Origin of the sequence: Microbacterium sp. Leaf203, assembly GCF_001421275.1 — a bacterium.
Classification (GTDB): Bacteria; Actinomycetota; Actinomycetes; order Actinomycetales; family Microbacteriaceae; genus Microbacterium; species Microbacterium testaceum_A.
In genome coordinates this window covers 756872-772222 of the sequence record NZ_LMKF01000022.1, presented here as the reverse complement: position 1 = coordinate 772222, position 15351 = coordinate 756872, and the positions used below count along the sequence as shown (strand labels likewise).

Genomic DNA, 15351 nt, shown 5'->3' with positions numbered 1-15351 from the left:
GTGCGACAGGAAGCCCACCATGCGCGAGTACTCCCCGGCGCTCACCCCGCGAGCGGTGAGGCGCGTGCTCGTGGTACTGCCGAGCGTCATCGTTCTGTTCGCCGTGGGGCTGACCACCGTGATCGCCGCCTCGGTGCAGGAGCGCCGCATCCGCGACGACACCGTCGAGCGCGTGTACGACGTGGCCTCCGGGCTCGCCGAGCTCGACGACGTGCGCCTGGCCGCGGCATCCGTGTCCCGCGCCGGAACGGCGGATGATCTCGCGGACGCCGGAGACCTCTCGCCCGCGATGGCGGTGCTGCAACCGCTGGCCGATCTCGTCGAGCGCACGACCGGGGTGTTCTACGTCGTCATCACCGACGACGAGGGCGTGCGCATCACCCACCCCGAGGTCACGCAACGCGGCGTGCTCGTCGAGACCGCCAACGCGAGCGTGCTGGCGGGGACGCCGTTCGTCGGCATCGAGACGGGACCCTCGGGCAGCACGGTGCGCGCGAAGGTCCCCATCAGCTCCGACGGCACGATCGTCGGCATGGTCGCGGTGGGGGTGCTCGAATCGCGCATGCTGGCGGACCGCGACGAGGCCCTCGGTGCCCTGCTGCCCTGGGCGCTGGGGGCGCTCGTGGCCGGCACCCTGTCGTCGTCGCTGCTGGCCGCCGCGATCGAACGGCGCTTCCGGCAGGCCGACGCGCTCGCGGCGGAGCAGGAGCAGAGCACCCGGACGATGGCGGCCCTGCGCGAGCAGGCGCACGAGTTCGGCACGCGGCTGCACGTGCTGCACGGTCTGGTCTCGCACGGAGACACGCGCGACGCACTGGCCTACATCGCCGACGCCGCCCCGACGCTCACCGCCCGCCCGGCCTCGGACACCCGGCTCGGCCCGTCGGTGGTGGGAGCGAGTCTCGAGGCGCTGCGCGCGGAGGTCGCCGCCCTCGGGGCGCACCTCGAGGTGCAGGTCGACCGCGACCTGCCCGTCGATGAGACGGTGCTGGTCGTCCTCGCCAACCTGTGTCGCAACGCCGCCGAGGCGGGTGCCTCGCGCGTGCGCTGCACGCTCTCGCAGATCGGCGACCGGCTGCACGGAGCGGTCGACGATGACGGTCCGGGGCTCGATGCGAACGACGTCGAGCGCGCGTTCTCGGTGGGCCACTCCTCGAAGCCCGACGTCACCGGCACCGGGCGCGGACTCGGACTCGGGCTCGTCCGTCGCGCCGTCGCCGAGCGCGGGGGCGAGGTCACCGTCAGCCGATCGGCGTGGGGCGGCGCGAGCTTCTCGTTCGAGATGGCGGTGCCGCGATGACCGACGATCCGGTGCGGGTGCTCGTCGTCGACGACGACGGCGCGGCGCGCGCGCTGCACGGCCGCTTCGTCGACGAGACACCGGGCTTCCGGGTGATCGGCTCGGCGGCGACCGGGATCGCGGCCGTCGAACGCGCGCGACAGGACGTCGACCTGGTGCTGCTCGACATGCGACTGCCCGACATCAGCGGGGTCGAGGTGCTGCACCGCCTGCGGACGCTGGGGGCCGAGGGGCTCGACGTGCTCGTCATCAGCTCGTCGCAGGACCAGGTGACCGTGCGGCAGGCGCTCGCTGCACACGTCGTGGGCTACCTCGTGAAGCCGTTCACGCAGGAGATGCTGCAGCGTCGCCTCGACACGTACCGCCGCGAGCGGCAGGCGCGCGCCGAGGCCGACCGCGATCGCGCTCTGACGCAGGGCGACATCGATCGCCTGCTCGGCACGGGCACGGTGCGCGTGCCCGAACGTTCGTCTCCGGCGCCGCTGCCGAAGGGCCTCGCCCAGGTCACCCTCGACCGGGTGCGGGCGAGTCTCGACCCGGTCGCCTTCGTCTCGGCATCCGACGTCGCTTCCGCCTGCGGCCTGTCGCGGGCCACGGCTCAGCGCTACCTCGAGCACCTGGTGTCGACAGGGGTCATCGACCTCGCGCACCGGTACGGCGCCCGCGGGCGCCCGCGCATCCTTTACCGACTGGCCCCGTCGCCGCCCGGCTGAGCCCGCGTCAGCGCGTGTCGCGGTCGGTTCCCGACCAGAGGTCGCCGCACTCCACGAGGTCGGCCTCCTGCGCGATGAGGTACGGGCGGGCCCCGATGTCACCCGTCACCGCCACTGAGATCCCCGCCCAGTGCGCGCGACCGAGCAGCACCGGGTGACCGGGCGCGCCGTCGTAGGTGGCCTGCGCGAGGGCGCCGGGTTCCGCTCGGCGCGCGAGGCGGGCGACGGCTGTCGCCGGGACGTCGGGGGTGTCGACGGGCAGCACCACGACGGCGTCGGAGGACCCGGATGCCACGACCTCGAGCCCTGCGCGCAGCGATGCGGCCACGCCGGTGGCCCACTCGTCGACGCGCACGATCGCCGTACCCGCCGGGACGAGACCCGCGGCCTCGTCGAAGCCGGCGCCGAGCGCGACCGCGACGTCGCGGCATCCCCCCTCCCGCAGGGCCCGAACGGCGAGGGCGAGCCACGGGGTGCCGGCGGAGGTGCGCGCGAGGGCCTTGGGCCCCCCGAACCGACGCCCCGCGCCCGCGGCCAGCACGAGTCCCGACACGGTTCCGGGAAGTGCGGCGGGCATGGTCACGACAGCGTAGCGTGCGCGAAACACGCCCCGATTACGGTCGCATCCATGCTCGAACTGGCCGCCGACCTGGTGCCGCTGATCGACGCGGGCGTACCCGTGGCGGCCGTCACCGTCACGGCCGTCGTGCGCAGCGCCCCCCGCGGCGTGGGCGCGACGCTCGCCGTCACGCGGGACGCGCGGGTGATCGGATCCATCTCGGGTGGCTGCGTCGAGAGCGACGCGGTCATGCTCGGTCTCGACGCGCTGCGCACCGGGACCGTGCGCCGAGCGCGCTTCGGCTTCGGCGACGACGACGCGATCGCGCCCATCGCCGCCGGGCTCGCGTGCGGCGGAGCCGTCGACGTCGTCGCCTACCGGGTCGACGCCGCGCACCGCGACGCGCTGATCGCGGCGCGAGACGGTCGCGAGGCGTCGCTGCGCCTCGAGCTCGACGGCGAGCCGCTGGTGCTCCACCGCCCCGCTCCCCCGCGGCTGATCATCCTCGGCGCCGGCGAGCACGCCGCGGCCCTGTGCCGAGTGGGCGCGGCGGCCGGCTTCGCGGTGACCGTATGCGACGACTGGGCGCTGCTCGTGACGCGGGACCGCTTCCCCGACGCCACCGACCTCGTCGTCGGAGCACCCCACGAGGTCCTCGCCGCTCTCCCCGCCCCCGACGAACGGACGGCGGTGTGCGTCCTCACCCACGACGAACGCCTCGACGTCCCCGCGATCCGCGTGGCGCTGCGCCTGCCGGTGGGCTTCGTCGGCGCGATGGGAGCCCGAGCCACCGTCTCGCGCCGCGCCGCCCTGCTCCGCGCCGCCGGAGTGACGGATGCCGAGCTCTCCCGCCTCCACTCCCCCCTGGGGCTCGACCTGGGTGGACGCTCCCCCGAAGAGACAGCCCTGTCGGTGATCGCCGAGATCGTGGCATCCCGGAACGCGGCCGACGCCCGCCCGCTCCGCGACGCCGGCGAACGCCGCCTGCACGCGATCGCGGGCGGCAGCGCGTCCTGCGCGGTGAGGAGCGCGTGAGCGTCGTCGTCGTCCGCGGAGCGGTCGCCGTCGTGGAGGGACCCGGTCGCGTGCGCACGGGCGACGTCGTCCTCGTCGACGGGATGGTCGTCGAGGCAGCGGACACGACGGATGCCGAGATCATCGACGCGACCGGCTGCGTCGTCACACCGGGTCTGGTCAACGCCCACCATCACCTCCTGCAGACGGCGTTCCGGACGTTGCCAGGAACCCGCGGCATCCCGATGCGCGACTGGCTCCCGGCCATGGCCGGGGCCTACGCCGAGGCGCGCGTCGATCCCGAACTGACCGGGCTCGCCGCCCGCGCCGGCCTCGCCGAAGCACTGCTGAGCGGAGTGACGACCGTGGCCGACCACCACCTGACCTGGCCCGCCGAGGCGGACGGCGTCGGGATGGCCCGAGCGGCGGCCCGCGCGGCGACCGACCTCGGCGCCCGCCTGGTGTTCGTGCGAGGAGCGGCGCGCGACGACCCGCAGACCGCGGCCGCGTCGGCGGAGGCGATCGTCTCGGCCCTCGTCCCCGGCCGCCCCGGCGGGATCTCGGCCGACGGCATGCTCCAGGTCGCCGTGGGCCCGGCCGGTGCGCACAGCGACCCCCGCGAGACCTTCACCCTGCTCGGCGAGGTCGCCCGGCGCCACGGACTCCGTCGGCGCACGCAGGCCAACGAGGTCGTCGACGTCGCGATCGCCCTCGAGCGCTACGGCAGGCGTCCCCTCGATCTGCTCGACGACTGGGGCTGGCTCGCCCCTGACGTCACCCTCGCCCACCTGTGCGACATCTCGGATGACGAGATCGCCCGGGTCGCGGCATCCGGAGCCTCCGCCACCCATGCGCCCGGCTGCGACGTGCCCATGGGGTGGGGGGTCGCGCCGGTGCGGCGCCTCCTCGACGCCGGCGTCGCCGTCGGACTCGGAACGAGCGGAGGGGGCAGCAACGATGCGGGGCACCTGCTCGCCGACGCGCGCTTGGCGATGCAGGTGTCGGCCCTCGTCGGTCCGCAGCTCGCGGCATCCGACGTCCTGACCATGGCCGGCGCGGGCTCGGCCGACGGGCTCGGCCGACCCGAGCTCGGCCGTCTCGTCGCGGGCTCGGCCGCAGACCTCTGCGTGTGGGACGTGTCGGGTGTCGCCGACGCCGGCGTAGCCGATCCGGTCGCGGGGCTGCTCTGGGCGGCACCCGGTCGTCGCCCCCGCACGGTCGTCGTCGGTGGACGCACGGTCGTCGACGACGGGCGACTCGTGCGCGCCGACGAGCGCGAGATCGTCGGCGCACTGTTCGAGAGGGTGGGACGATGACGACCATGGCTCCCGTGATGGACACCCCGAGCAGCGACGAACGCCTGGGCGCGCACCTGCGCGGTCTGCGCAAGGCGCGCGGACTCACCCTCACCCAGCTCGCCGAGGCGGCGACCCTGTCGCACCCCTTCCTCAGCCAGTTGGAGCGGGGCCTGGCCCGGCCCAGCATGGCCAGCCTGGAACGGCTCGCCCGGGCGCTCGGGACCAGCCGCGTCGAACTGCTCGCGGGATCGGAGCCGCCGCGCGCCGACCACGACGCCGAACCCTCGTTCGTCGCCGCCGACGAGGGCGTCATCGGACCGTACGCCGAGGGCACCGCCCGGCTCCTCGCCGAGGGCCCGCGCCGTTTCGAACCCCTCGAGTTCACCGGATCGAACGCCGCGGCCGGCGACCACTACGTGCACGACGAAGACGAGTTCCTCACGGTCCTCGAGGGGTCGATCATCATCTCGTTCGGCGGGTTCGGCGAGCGCACTCTGCGCGTCGGCGACTCGGTCTACTGCCGCTCGGGTACCCCGCACCGCTGGCACTCGCCCGACGGCTCGACGTACCGACTACTCATCGTGAAAGAGCTCGTGCACGGCGGGGCCGACGACCTGATCGAACAGGAGAACACGTGAGCGCAGGCGTCACCTTCGAAGCCGTCGTGCGCCGGCGGCGCGATGCCGCGGACGGTGTCGTCGTCCTCGATCTCGAGCGGTCGACCGGCGCCCTGCCGCACTGGTCACCCGGGGCGCACATCGACGTCGTCCTGCCCGGTGGGATCGAACGGCAGTACTCGTTGTGCGGCTCGCCGACCGAGCGCGGCACCTGGCGAATCGGCGTCCTGCGGGAGCGCGAGGGATCGGTCTGGCTGCACGAGAACGCCCACGTCGGGTCGGCCCTGCGGGTGCGCGGGCCCGCCAACCACTTCCTGTTCGCCCCCACCGCGGGGCGCTCGTACGTCTTCGTCGCGGGAGGCATCGGCATCACCCCGATCGTGCCGATGATCGAGGCCGCCGAGGCCGGGGGCGCCGAGTGGACCCTGCTCTACGTCGGGCGGTCGCGTTCCACCATGACCTTCGTCGACGAGCTCGAGGCGCAGTACGGCCCCCGGGTCGAGGTGTACGCCGCGGACGAGGGCCGCCGCCTCGACCTCGCCGCCCGTTTCGAGACGCCCGTGACACGCACCGTCGTGTACGCGTGCGGACCCGCGCGCCTTCTCGAGGGACTGGATGCCGCGATGTCGGGCTGGCCCCGCGGGAGCCTCCACGTCGAGCGGTTCGAGGCGAAGGTGCTCGGCCCTCCCGTGTGGCAGGAACCGTTCGAGGTCGACCTCATGATGTCGGGGCTGACGGTGACGGTGCCGCCCGAGCGGTCGGTGCTCGACGTCATCGAGGAGCAGGGCATCGTCGTCCCTTCGAGCTGCCGCGTGGGCACCTGCGGCACGTGCGAGGTCGCCGTGATCGACGGCGACATCGAGCACCGCGATTCGGTGCTCTCCCCCGAGGAGCAGGATGCCAACCGCTCGATGATGCCGTGCGTCTCGCGCGCCGCCTGCCCGCGGATCACGCTCGAGCTGTAGGCGCTCGCGAGTGAGTACATTCTGTACAATTTGCACATTCGAGACTATGCTGTCGTCATGAGTCAGATCGCCGTGACAGACGCCCGTGCTCGCCTGTCGGCGATCATCGACGACGCCCGTGACGAGCCGGTCTATCTCACTCGTCACAATCGCCCCGTCGCCGCGATCGTCGACGCGGCTCAGTTGGAGCAACTGCTCGAGGACGCCGAAGAACTGGCCGACATCCGGGCCGTGGACGCCGCGTGGGACGAGACGGACCGGCTCGCCGAGACTCCCGTTCCCTGGGATGAGGTCAAACGCGACCTCGGCCTTCTCTCGTGACGTATCGGATCGACGTCCTCCCCGCCGCTGTCCGCGCAATCCGGAAACTGCCCCCCGAGGCGAAGCGGCGCATCCAGGCCGTCATCGACGTCTTGGCCGAAGAGCCCCGGCCGCCCGCGGCGAAGAAGTTGACCGCGCGGCCGGAATGGCGAGTGCGAACAGGTGACTATCGGGTGCTGTACCGGATCGAAGACGAGGTGCTGACGATCGTGGTCGTCCACGCCGGTCATCGCCGAGACGTTTACGAGAAGTAGCCACCCTCAGCATCCACCCGCCTCGTTCTCGTCGCCTGACGCCCGCCCCGCGGAGGCCGCGACCGGAGGGGCCCAGACGGCGGCGACCACGAGCGGAACGGCGAGCAGCAGCCAGGCCGCGGCCGGAACCGCGGTCCAGCCGAGCAGCGCGCCGACCGCGACGTTGCCGAGGAGCACGGCCACGCCGCCGCACGTCGAGAGCAGACCGAAGAACGATCCGGTCGGCAGCATCTCGGCGAACCGTGGGACGAGTCCCTGCGCCGTGGGATTGGTGGTCAGGTGACCGATGACGACGAGCCCCGCGGCGACGAACACGGCCACCACGCGCCCCGAGGCGTCGAGCGGAACGACGACACTCGCGGCGACCACGACGAATCCGGCGGACGAGAGCCCGTACCCCGCCCGCAGGGCACGGGCCGCGCCCACGCGGTGGCACCAGCGCGACACCGGCAACTGCAGCACGAGCGTGAGCGCCGAGACCCACGCGAACATCGCCGCGACCACCCCCGGGCCCGCGTCGGCACGCGCGAGCTGGAGGGGAAGCGCGAGGTAGAGCTGATTGAAGGCCAGCAGGTCCGCCGCGTGCAGGGCCGAAAAGGCCACGAACCGTCGGTCGCGGAGCGACCACCAACGTCCGTGGATCCCCCGCTCCGTCGCCGCGGGCGTCCGACGCGGCAGAGCGAGGGCGAGGAACACGGCGATCAGCACGAACAGGGCGGCCCCGGCCAGAGCCACCACCACGAACCCCCACCCGACCAGAGCGGCTCCCAGCAGCGGGCCGAGCACCGCCCCGAACTCACCCGCGACGCTCAGCCACGCGAACAGCGAGGCGCGGGACCTCGCACCCGCGGGGGCGCGGCGCTGCTCGGCATCCGCCACGAGGATGTTGACCCCCGGCGAGAAGAGGGCGCCGCCGAGACCCGTGAGCACGGTCCCCCCGATGAAGAGGGCGAGCTGCGGGGCCGGCGCGAGCAGTGACAGGGCGAGCGTGGCGAAGCCGAGCACGCGCACGGCACACCCGGCGAGGATCGTCCGCCGCGCACCGAAGCGGTCGGCGAGCACCCCGCCGACCAGGAACATGCCCTGCTGCGCGAAGGTGCGCACCCCCAGGACCAGCCCTACCGCGGCGGCGGTCAGCCCGAAGTCATCGGTGAGCACGAGCGCGAGGAACGGGACGACGGCGAAGAAGCCCACGTTGAACAGCAGCTGGGTTCCCAGCAGCACCGGTGTGCGGGCGGCACGGGGCGGGGCGGGAATGACGGGCACGGCGATCTCCGGGGGTGGGGGGGCGGTGACCGCCCGGACGATCCTGCCACTTCCGCGGGCGAGCTCACCAACGCGGGGCGGCGGACGTGGGCGCGGTGCGGGCGACGGCGGCGACGAGAACAGGCTGATCGAGCGAAAATCAGCCTGTTCCCGTGGCATCCCCTGTTCTCGTCGCGCCCGACACGACGGATGCCGCAGCCTGTCCGACAACTTTGTCGAGAGGGTCACGCGGGGGAAATACAGCGGAAACGCGCGGTTCCTAGCATCGGAACATCGCCGGATGTTGGTCACACCAACACTGACGCCGCCGCCTCGAGCGGCTCGCCCCGCTGCTGTGGCTCCCGTCTCGACGCCTGTCTTCTCGACTCCTCCGGAGGCCCTCGTGTCTGCCGCTCCACCCGTCTCGATCGCCGCACTGCGCGGCGTGCGCCTGGCCTCGGGCGCCCTCGTCGACATCGCGATCGACGGCGACGAGGTGCTCGCCGTGGTGCCGGCCGGCAGCCCCCTCCCCGAGACCGACGGAGACATCCTCGACCTCGACGGGTACGTCGTCACGGCCGCGGGAGCGGAACCGCACGCGCACCTCGACAAATCCCAGTCCTGGGATGCCATCGACCCCCCGTTCGGCGACCTCGAGCGCGCCATCGAGAGCTGGCACGCCTTCGCCCTGACCCTCGACGAGGACGACACCCTCGAGCGGGCGCGCGCCACGGCATCGCGGATGCTCGCATCGGGCATCACCGCGATCCGGACGCACGTCGATCTGCTGCGCGGAGAAGACGCGCTGACCGGCGTGCGCGCCCTCGTCCGCTTGCGCGCCGAGCTCGACGGGATCATGGACCTCGAACTCGTCGCCCTCGGCGGACCGACCGTAGCCGACGAGGTCTTCGACGCCGCGCTGGACGCGGGAGTCGACCTGGTGGGCGGAGCTCCGCACCTCGCCGAGGACCCGATCGCCGACCTCGAACGACTCATCGCCCTGGCTCGCCGCCGCGACGTCGGGCTCGACCTGCACACCGACGAGAGCCTCGCCGGAGCCGACACCCTCGCCGCCTACGCGAGCGCGGTCACCGGGTGGCATCGCCCTCGCACCGCGGGGCACTGCGTGCGCCTGAGCATGATGCCCGCGACCGACCTCGAACCCCTCGCGGCCGCCGTCAGAGCCGCCGACATCGGCATCATCGCCCTCCCCATCACGAACCTCTACCTCCAGGGCTGGGGCGCCGACCACGCCACCCCTCGCGGTATCGCTCCGATCCGCCGCCTCAAAGACGCGGGAGTGCGCGTCGCGGCCGGCGCCGACAACGTGCGCGACCCGTTCAACCCCGTCGGACGGTGCGACCACCTCGAGACCGCCTCCCTGCTGGTCAGCGCCGGTCACCTCGCCCCCGCGGACGCCCTCGACGCCGTGACCGTCGGCGCCCGAGACGTGATGAACCTCCCCTTCGCCGGACCCGTCGCCGGCGCACGCGCCGACCTCGTCGCGGTGAAGGCCGACTCGCTCGGCGACACCGTGGCCTTCGCCAGCGCCGACCGCGTGGTGCTGCACCGGGGTCGGCTCGTGAGCCGCACCACGGTATCGACCCGAACCGCCGTCCCCACCCCGACCGCCGCGCCCGCGACGGCCTCCTGACCACCCGAACGGAAAGCGAGCGCCCCCGTGACCTTGGCCTCTCCCGCTCCCGCAGACGTCGCGGCATCCACCGCCCCGCTGCTGGACTTCCGCAACGTCGCCATGACGTTCCCCAACGGCACCACCGCCCTCTCCGGCGTCGACCTCACCGTCCAGCGCGGCGAGTTCGTCAGCGTCGTCGGCCCCTCCGGCTGCGGCAAGTCGACCCTGCTGCGCATCGCCTCCGGCCTCGAGACGGCGAGCGAAGGCACCGCCACCGTCGCCACCGACCGCATCGGCTACGTCTTCCAGGACGCGACCCTGCTGCCGTGGCGCGATGTGCGCTCCAACGTCGAGCTGCTCGCCGAGCTCAACTGGCAGCCCAAGCGCGTCCGCGCGCCGAAAGCGCAGTGGGCGATCGACCTCGTCGGCCTCAACGGCTTCGAGAAGCACCTGCCCAAGCAGATGTCGGGCGGCATGAAGATGCGCACCTCGCTCGCCCGCTCCCTGACGCTCGACCCCGAACTGTTCCTCTTCGACGAGCCGTTCGGCGCGCTCGACGAGATCACCCGCGAACGCCTGAACGATGAACTGCTGAAGATCTTCGTCGCGCAGAAGTTCGGGGGGCTGTTCATCACCCACTCGGTCTCCGAGGCCGTCTACCTCTCCACCAAGGTCGTCGTGATGTCGGGCCGCCCCGGTCACCTCGTCGACACCTTCGAGGTCCCCTTCGATATGCCCCGCGATCCCGAGATCCGCTACACCGGCGAATTCGCGAAGCTCGTCGGCGAGGTCTCCCACGCCCTCCGGGAAGGACACTCATGAGCACCACCTCCGCAGAGCCCGTCGTCTCCGACACGGCCGAGTCCTCGGCATCCGTTCCCCCCGTCGAGCCGCCCCGCCCCCGCGTGGCGAAGGCCCGACGCGGGTTCGGGGCCCGGGCAGCGCTCCTGGGCCCGCCCCTCGGCGTCCTCGTCGTGCTGCTGGGCATCTGGTACGCGATCTCGCTCACCCTGAGCGCCTCGGGCAAGGGCTTCCTCATGCCCATGCCGCACGAGATGTTCACCTCGGGCTTCTTCGACCCGCAGGTGAGCAGCGACATCTGGGTCGCCCTGTTCCGCACCACGGGTGTCGCCCTCGCCGGCCTCGGCATCGCGATGATCATCGGCATCGGATGGGCCATCGCGATGTCGCTCGCCCGGTGGGTCGAGCGCTCCACGTACGCCTACGCGGTGGTGCTCCAGTGCATCCCGATCCTCGCGCTCGTGCCCCTGGTGGGCTTCTGGTTCGGCTACGAATTCCTCGCCCGCGTGATCGTCTGCGTCCTGATCGCCCTGTTCCCGATGGTCTCGAACACGCTCTTCGGTCTGCAGTCGGTCGACAAGTCGCAGCGCGAACTCTTCCGCCTGCAGAAGGCCGACAAGTGGACGGTGCTCACCAAGCTCACCCTCCCGGCCGCGCTCCCCTCGATCTTCGTCGGCATGCGCACCTCCGCGGGACTGTCGGTCATCGGCGCGATCGTCGGCGACTACTTCTTCCGCCGCGGCGAACCGGGCATCGGCTCGCTCATCGCCAACTACCAGTCGCGTCTGCAGAGCGCCGAACTGTTCGCGGCGATCCTGGCCGCCTGCCTGCTGGGAGTTGCGATCTTCGCCTTCTTCGGCTGGTTGTCGAAGGTGGCCGTCGGTCGCTGGTACGACAGCACCCTCTGACCAGACCCTCCGACCTCCGGATGCCACGCCCTCCGCTCGCGCCACGGCGCGGGTGGCGGCATCCGGCGTACCCGAAACACCCCGCACCCGAGAGCTCCACCCGTCACAGAAAGCGAACCAGCATGCAGCGCTCCACCCTCCTTCGCGGCACCGCCGTCACCGGCGCCGTCGCGATCGCCCTCACGCTCAGCTCCTGCGCCGGCAGCGCCGCGGAGACCGCTCCCTCGACCGACCTGAAGATCGGCTCCGTCGACCTCTCGGCCGACTGCCCCTCGACGGTCGTCATCCAGACCGACTGGAACCCCGAGGCCGAACACGGTCACCTCTACGAGATGATCAAGGACGACTACACGATCGACGCCAACACCAAGGCGGTCACCGGGCCGCTGATGTCGGACGGCGAGTACACGGGCGTGAACCTCGAGATCCGCGCGGGCGGCCCCGCGATCGGCTTCCAGACGGTCTCGGCGCAGATGTACCAGGACGACAAGATCACCCTCGGCTACGTCAGCACCGACGAGGCGATCCAGCTCTCGGGAACCACGCCCACCAAGGCCGTCTTCGCCCCGCTGGACATCAGCCCGACCATGGTCATGTGGGACCCGGCGACCTACCCCGACGTCAAGACCATCCAGGACGTCAAGCCCGCCCTGGAGAAGAACAAGGGCGTGTGGCGCTACTTCGACGGCTCGGCCTACATCGAGTACCTCAAGAGCTCCGGCCTCGCGTCGTCGGACGTGCTCGACGGTTCGTACGACGGCACCCCGTCGAACTTCGTCGCCGCCGGCGGCAAGGACATGCAGCAGGGCTTCGCCTCGGCCGAGCCGTACGTCTACCAGAACGAGGTCTCGGCCTGGGGCAAGCCGGTGAAGTTCGCCCTCATCCACGACTCCGGATGGCAGACCTACCAGTCGTCGGTGTCGGTCAAGGCGGACAAGTTCGACGAACTCTCGCCGTGCCTGTCGAAGCTGGTCCCCGTGCTGCAGAAGGCCGGCGTCGCGTACTACAAGGACCCGAAGGCCGCGAACGACCTGATCCTCAAGCTCGTCGACGAGTACGCCACCGGCTGGACCTACACGCAGGGCGTGGCGGACTACTCCGACAAGACGCAGGTCGACCTGGGCCTGGTCGGCAACGGCCCCGACTCGACCTACGGCAACTTCGACGACAGCCGCTTCTCGGACTTCTTCACCAAGGCGAGCAAGGTCTACACCGACCTGGGCACCCCGCCCGCGTCGGGCTACACCCCGGCCGACCTCTACACGAACGAGTTCATCGACAAGAGCATCTCGTTCTGACCGACCGGCCCGGTCCGCCTCGCGCGGGCCGGGCCGCTGGGGGCGGTCCGGCCGCACCCGCGCCCCGAAACCCGGTCACCGCTCCGTCGCGTACACAACGCAGGAGATCCGCTGCCCCGCGCCGACTGACACGCGAAATCGGGCCAGTCGGTCGGAGAACTCCTGCGTTGTGCACCGCTGCTCGGCGCCCCCAGCGGCACCCACCCCCGCCCGTTCCACCCGGAGACACACCCCATGAGCGACACCGCCACCCGCGTCCTCTCCCTCGAGGACGAACTGCTCGACCTGCTCGGCCCCGCCGCCGTCAGCACCGAACCGCGCGTGCGCGAACGCGCCAGCGTCGACGGCTCGCCGATGTCGCCGATCATCGCCGCGAAGCTCCCGCTGGGCCTGGCCGACCTCGTCGTCTTCGCCGCGGATGCCGAGCAGATCGCCACGGCCGTCGCAGCGGCATCCCGTCACGGTGTTCCGATCACGGTGCGCGGCAAGGGCACCGGCAACTACGGACAGGGCATTCCGATGCAGGGCGGCCTCGTCATCGACACCACGCGGGCCAAGGCGATCGTCGAGGTCGGCGACGGCTTCATCACGGCCGAGGCCGGCACCCCCATGGTCATGCTCGAGCAGGCCGCGTGGGCGAGCGGCCAGGCGCTGTGGATGTATCCCTCGACCGCGCAGTCGACGATCGGCGGCTTCCTCTCCGGCGGGTCCGGGGGCACCGGATCGATCGAGCACGGCTCGAACGACCGCGGCTTCGTCGCGGCCCTCGACGTCGTGCACGCCGACGGCAGCGCCGAGATCCTCCACGTCGAGGGCGACGAGGCCCAGAAGTACGTGCACAATTACGGCACCGCGGGCGTGATCGTGCGCGCGACCGTGCGCCTCGAGCCGCTGCGCGAGTGGCGGGGACTCTGGGCGAGCTTCCCCGACTTCGCCGGGACCCTCTCCGTCGTGCAGACGATCGGCAACCTCACCCCCACCCCGCGCCTGGTTTCGGGCGACGGCGTCGAGATCTCGGCGGCCCTTCCCGCCGACGAGGCGATCCCCGAGGGGCGCTCGAGCCTGCGCGCCATCATCGACGCCTCGCTCATCGACGAGGTCACCGCCATCATCGAGGGTGCCGGAGGTCGCGTCGAAGCGGTGCGCGAGGGCCCGCAGGCCAGCATCCGACTGTCGATGCTGAGCTACAACCACCCGATCGAGTGGTACCAAAAGAGTCAGCCGCACGAGGTGTTCCACCTCGAGGTCGCGGGCGCCCCGCTGGCCGACGACATCGAAGCCGTCGAGTCGGTGTTCGCGGGGGGCAAGCTCCACATCGAGTCGACGAAGGCCTTCCCGATCGGCATGCTCGCCGCGCCGTACGTGAGCGAAGAGGACGTGTACCGCGGCATCGCCGAGCTCAACGCGATCGGTGTCGGCGTGCACAACCCGCACCAGTGGAACGTCGACTTCAACGTCGAGCAGACCGCCGAGACCGCCGCCGTCACCGACCCGAACGGCCTGTTGAACCCCGGAAAGCTCAACCCCGACTACACCGGAGCGCGCAAGGGAGCGATCATCTCATGACCCGTCTGCTGGCCGAACTGAGCGGCCCCGCGGCCGCCGAGGCCCTCACCGAGAAGTCGATCGTCGTGCTGCCCACCGGCGCGATCGAGCACCATGGACCCCACCTCCCCTTGGCGACGGATGCCATCGTCGCCGAGGCCTCCGCAACGGCCGCCGTCGCGCGGGCCGCCGCGCAGGGCCTCGACGTGTGGCAGCTGCCGACCCTGTCGATCACGAAGTCCGACGAGCACTCGTGGGCGCCGGGCACCCTGTGGCTGACCCCCGAGACGATGATGCAGACGATCGTCGACATCGGCCGGTCGCTCTTGACCACCCGGGCCCGCACCCTCGTGTTCCTCAACGGCCACGGCGGAAACGTCGCGCTGCTCAACGTCGCCAACCGCGAGCTGCGGCGCCGCTTCGGGCTGCGCACGTTCTTCATGCCCGCGGCCCGCGTGCCCTCGTTCGACGGCACCGACGGCGGACCCGATGAGCACGGCACCGGCATCCACGCCGGCCACGGCGAGACGAGCATGATAATGCACCTGCGCCCCGAACTCGTGGACGCCTCGAAATTCGAGGCCACGGTCCCGGCGCACATCGGCGACTTCCGCCACATCGGCTTCAACGGCAAACCCGTGACCTTCGGGTGGCTCTCGAACGACTTCGGCCCCACCGGCGTGCTCGGCGACCCGACCGGAGCGAACGCCGCGCACGGCGCGCAGCTGTTCGAGGACAGCGTGTCGTTCGTCGTCGAAGCGCTCGAGGAGATCAGCCGATTCGACTACACCGCGTGAGTCGCTCGGGGCGGGCACAACTCCTGCAAACGTGGCGGTTTCGCGAGCCGTACGGCTCGATCGGCCCGTTCTGCAGGAGG

16 protein-coding genes are annotated in these 15351 nt (G+C 71.7%); 14 read left to right on the top strand and 2 right to left on the bottom strand.

What is annotated here, in order from left to right; all coding sequences use genetic code 11:
* The first annotated feature begins 19 nt into the window (after window positions 1-19).
* Together ASE56_RS04795 and ASE56_RS04790 are read left to right on the top strand one after the other, a co-directional pair.
* Window positions 20-1300, top strand: coding sequence for an ATP-binding protein (locus ASE56_RS04795; RefSeq protein WP_235556931.1), 1281 nt, complete (start codon window positions 20-22; stop codon window positions 1298-1300).
* Window positions 1297-2013, top strand: coding sequence for a response regulator (locus tag ASE56_RS04790; RefSeq protein WP_056225635.1), 717 nt, complete (start codon window positions 1297-1299; stop codon window positions 2011-2013). The genes ASE56_RS04795 and ASE56_RS04790 overlap by 4 nt, the downstream gene beginning before the upstream one ends.
* Before the next feature lie 7 nt (window positions 2014-2020).
* Here the strand turns inward: ASE56_RS04790 and ASE56_RS04785 are convergent, their stop codons facing one another.
* Complete coding sequence (locus ASE56_RS04785; RefSeq protein WP_056228182.1) at window positions 2021-2590, bottom strand: NTP transferase domain-containing protein; 570 nt, start codon at window positions 2588-2590, stop codon at window positions 2021-2023.
* A 51-nt stretch (window positions 2591-2641) separates the two neighbouring features.
* Between ASE56_RS04785 and ASE56_RS04780 the strand changes: the two genes are divergently transcribed.
* Genes ASE56_RS04780 through ASE56_RS04755 form a run of 6 tightly spaced genes read left to right on the top strand, consistent with a single transcriptional unit; the run spans window position 2642 to window position 7041 of the window.
* Window positions 2642-3607 carry an XdhC family protein gene (locus tag ASE56_RS04780; RefSeq protein ID WP_056225632.1) on the top strand — a complete coding sequence of 322 codons (966 nt, stop codon included), beginning with the start codon at window positions 2642-2644 and terminating at the stop codon, window positions 3605-3607.
* Window positions 3604-4902 (top strand): amidohydrolase family protein, encoded by a 1299-nt coding sequence (locus ASE56_RS04775; RefSeq protein WP_056225628.1) that lies wholly within the window; start codon window positions 3604-3606, stop codon window positions 4900-4902. Before ASE56_RS04780 ends, ASE56_RS04775 begins: the two co-directional genes overlap by 4 nt.
* Entirely contained in the window at window positions 4899-5522 is a 624-nt protein-coding gene (locus tag ASE56_RS04770) for a helix-turn-helix transcriptional regulator (RefSeq protein ID WP_056225625.1), read from the top strand. Before ASE56_RS04775 ends, ASE56_RS04770 begins: the two co-directional genes overlap by 4 nt.
* A complete protein-coding gene (locus tag ASE56_RS04765; RefSeq protein WP_056225621.1) occupies window positions 5519-6466 on the top strand; it encodes a PDR/VanB family oxidoreductase in 948 nt (315 codons plus the stop codon). The genes ASE56_RS04770 and ASE56_RS04765 overlap by 4 nt, the downstream gene beginning before the upstream one ends.
* A gap of 57 nt (window positions 6467-6523) precedes the next feature.
* A complete protein-coding gene (locus ASE56_RS04760) occupies window positions 6524-6787 on the top strand; it encodes a type II toxin-antitoxin system Phd/YefM family antitoxin (RefSeq protein WP_056225618.1) in 264 nt (87 codons plus the stop codon).
* Window positions 6784-7041 (top strand): type II toxin-antitoxin system RelE/ParE family toxin, encoded by a 258-nt coding sequence (locus ASE56_RS04755; RefSeq protein WP_056225615.1) that lies wholly within the window; start codon window positions 6784-6786, stop codon window positions 7039-7041. Before ASE56_RS04760 ends, ASE56_RS04755 begins: the two co-directional genes overlap by 4 nt.
* Before the next feature lie 6 nt (window positions 7042-7047).
* Here the strand turns inward: ASE56_RS04755 and ASE56_RS16850 are convergent, their stop codons facing one another.
* Window positions 7048-8307: an MFS transporter gene (locus ASE56_RS16850; protein WP_056225613.1), complete on the bottom strand. Its 1260-nt coding sequence runs from the start codon at window positions 8305-8307 to the stop codon at window positions 7048-7050.
* A 382-nt stretch (window positions 8308-8689) separates the two neighbouring features.
* Here ASE56_RS16850 and ASE56_RS04745 point away from each other — a divergent pair, with 382 nt between their 5' ends.
* The 6 genes from ASE56_RS04745 (at window position 8690) to ASE56_RS04720 (ending at window position 15271) form a co-directional block, all read left to right on the top strand.
* Entirely contained in the window at window positions 8690-9940 is a 1251-nt protein-coding gene (locus tag ASE56_RS04745; protein ID WP_056228177.1) for an amidohydrolase family protein, read from the top strand.
* A gap of 27 nt (window positions 9941-9967) precedes the next feature.
* The gene (locus ASE56_RS04740; protein WP_200914124.1) at window positions 9968-10744 is read left to right on the top strand and encodes an ABC transporter ATP-binding protein; all 777 of its coding nucleotides are present in this window, start codon (window positions 9968-9970) and stop codon (window positions 10742-10744) included.
* Entirely contained in the window at window positions 10741-11631 is an 891-nt protein-coding gene (locus ASE56_RS04735) for an ABC transporter permease (RefSeq protein ID WP_056225610.1), read from the top strand. The genes ASE56_RS04740 and ASE56_RS04735 overlap by 4 nt, the downstream gene beginning before the upstream one ends.
* Window positions 11632-11753: 122 nt before the next feature.
* Complete coding sequence (locus tag ASE56_RS04730) at window positions 11754-12929, top strand: hypothetical protein (RefSeq protein ID WP_056225608.1); 1176 nt, start codon at window positions 11754-11756, stop codon at window positions 12927-12929.
* 234 nt (window positions 12930-13163) lie between these two features.
* Window positions 13164-14495 carry an FAD-binding oxidoreductase gene (locus tag ASE56_RS04725; RefSeq protein ID WP_056225605.1) on the top strand — a complete coding sequence of 444 codons (1332 nt, stop codon included), beginning with the start codon at window positions 13164-13166 and terminating at the stop codon, window positions 14493-14495.
* Window positions 14492-15271: a creatininase family protein gene (locus ASE56_RS04720; RefSeq protein ID WP_056225601.1), complete on the top strand. Its 780-nt coding sequence runs from the start codon at window positions 14492-14494 to the stop codon at window positions 15269-15271. Before ASE56_RS04725 ends, ASE56_RS04720 begins: the two co-directional genes overlap by 4 nt.
* Window positions 15272-15351: the final 80 nt, after the last annotated feature.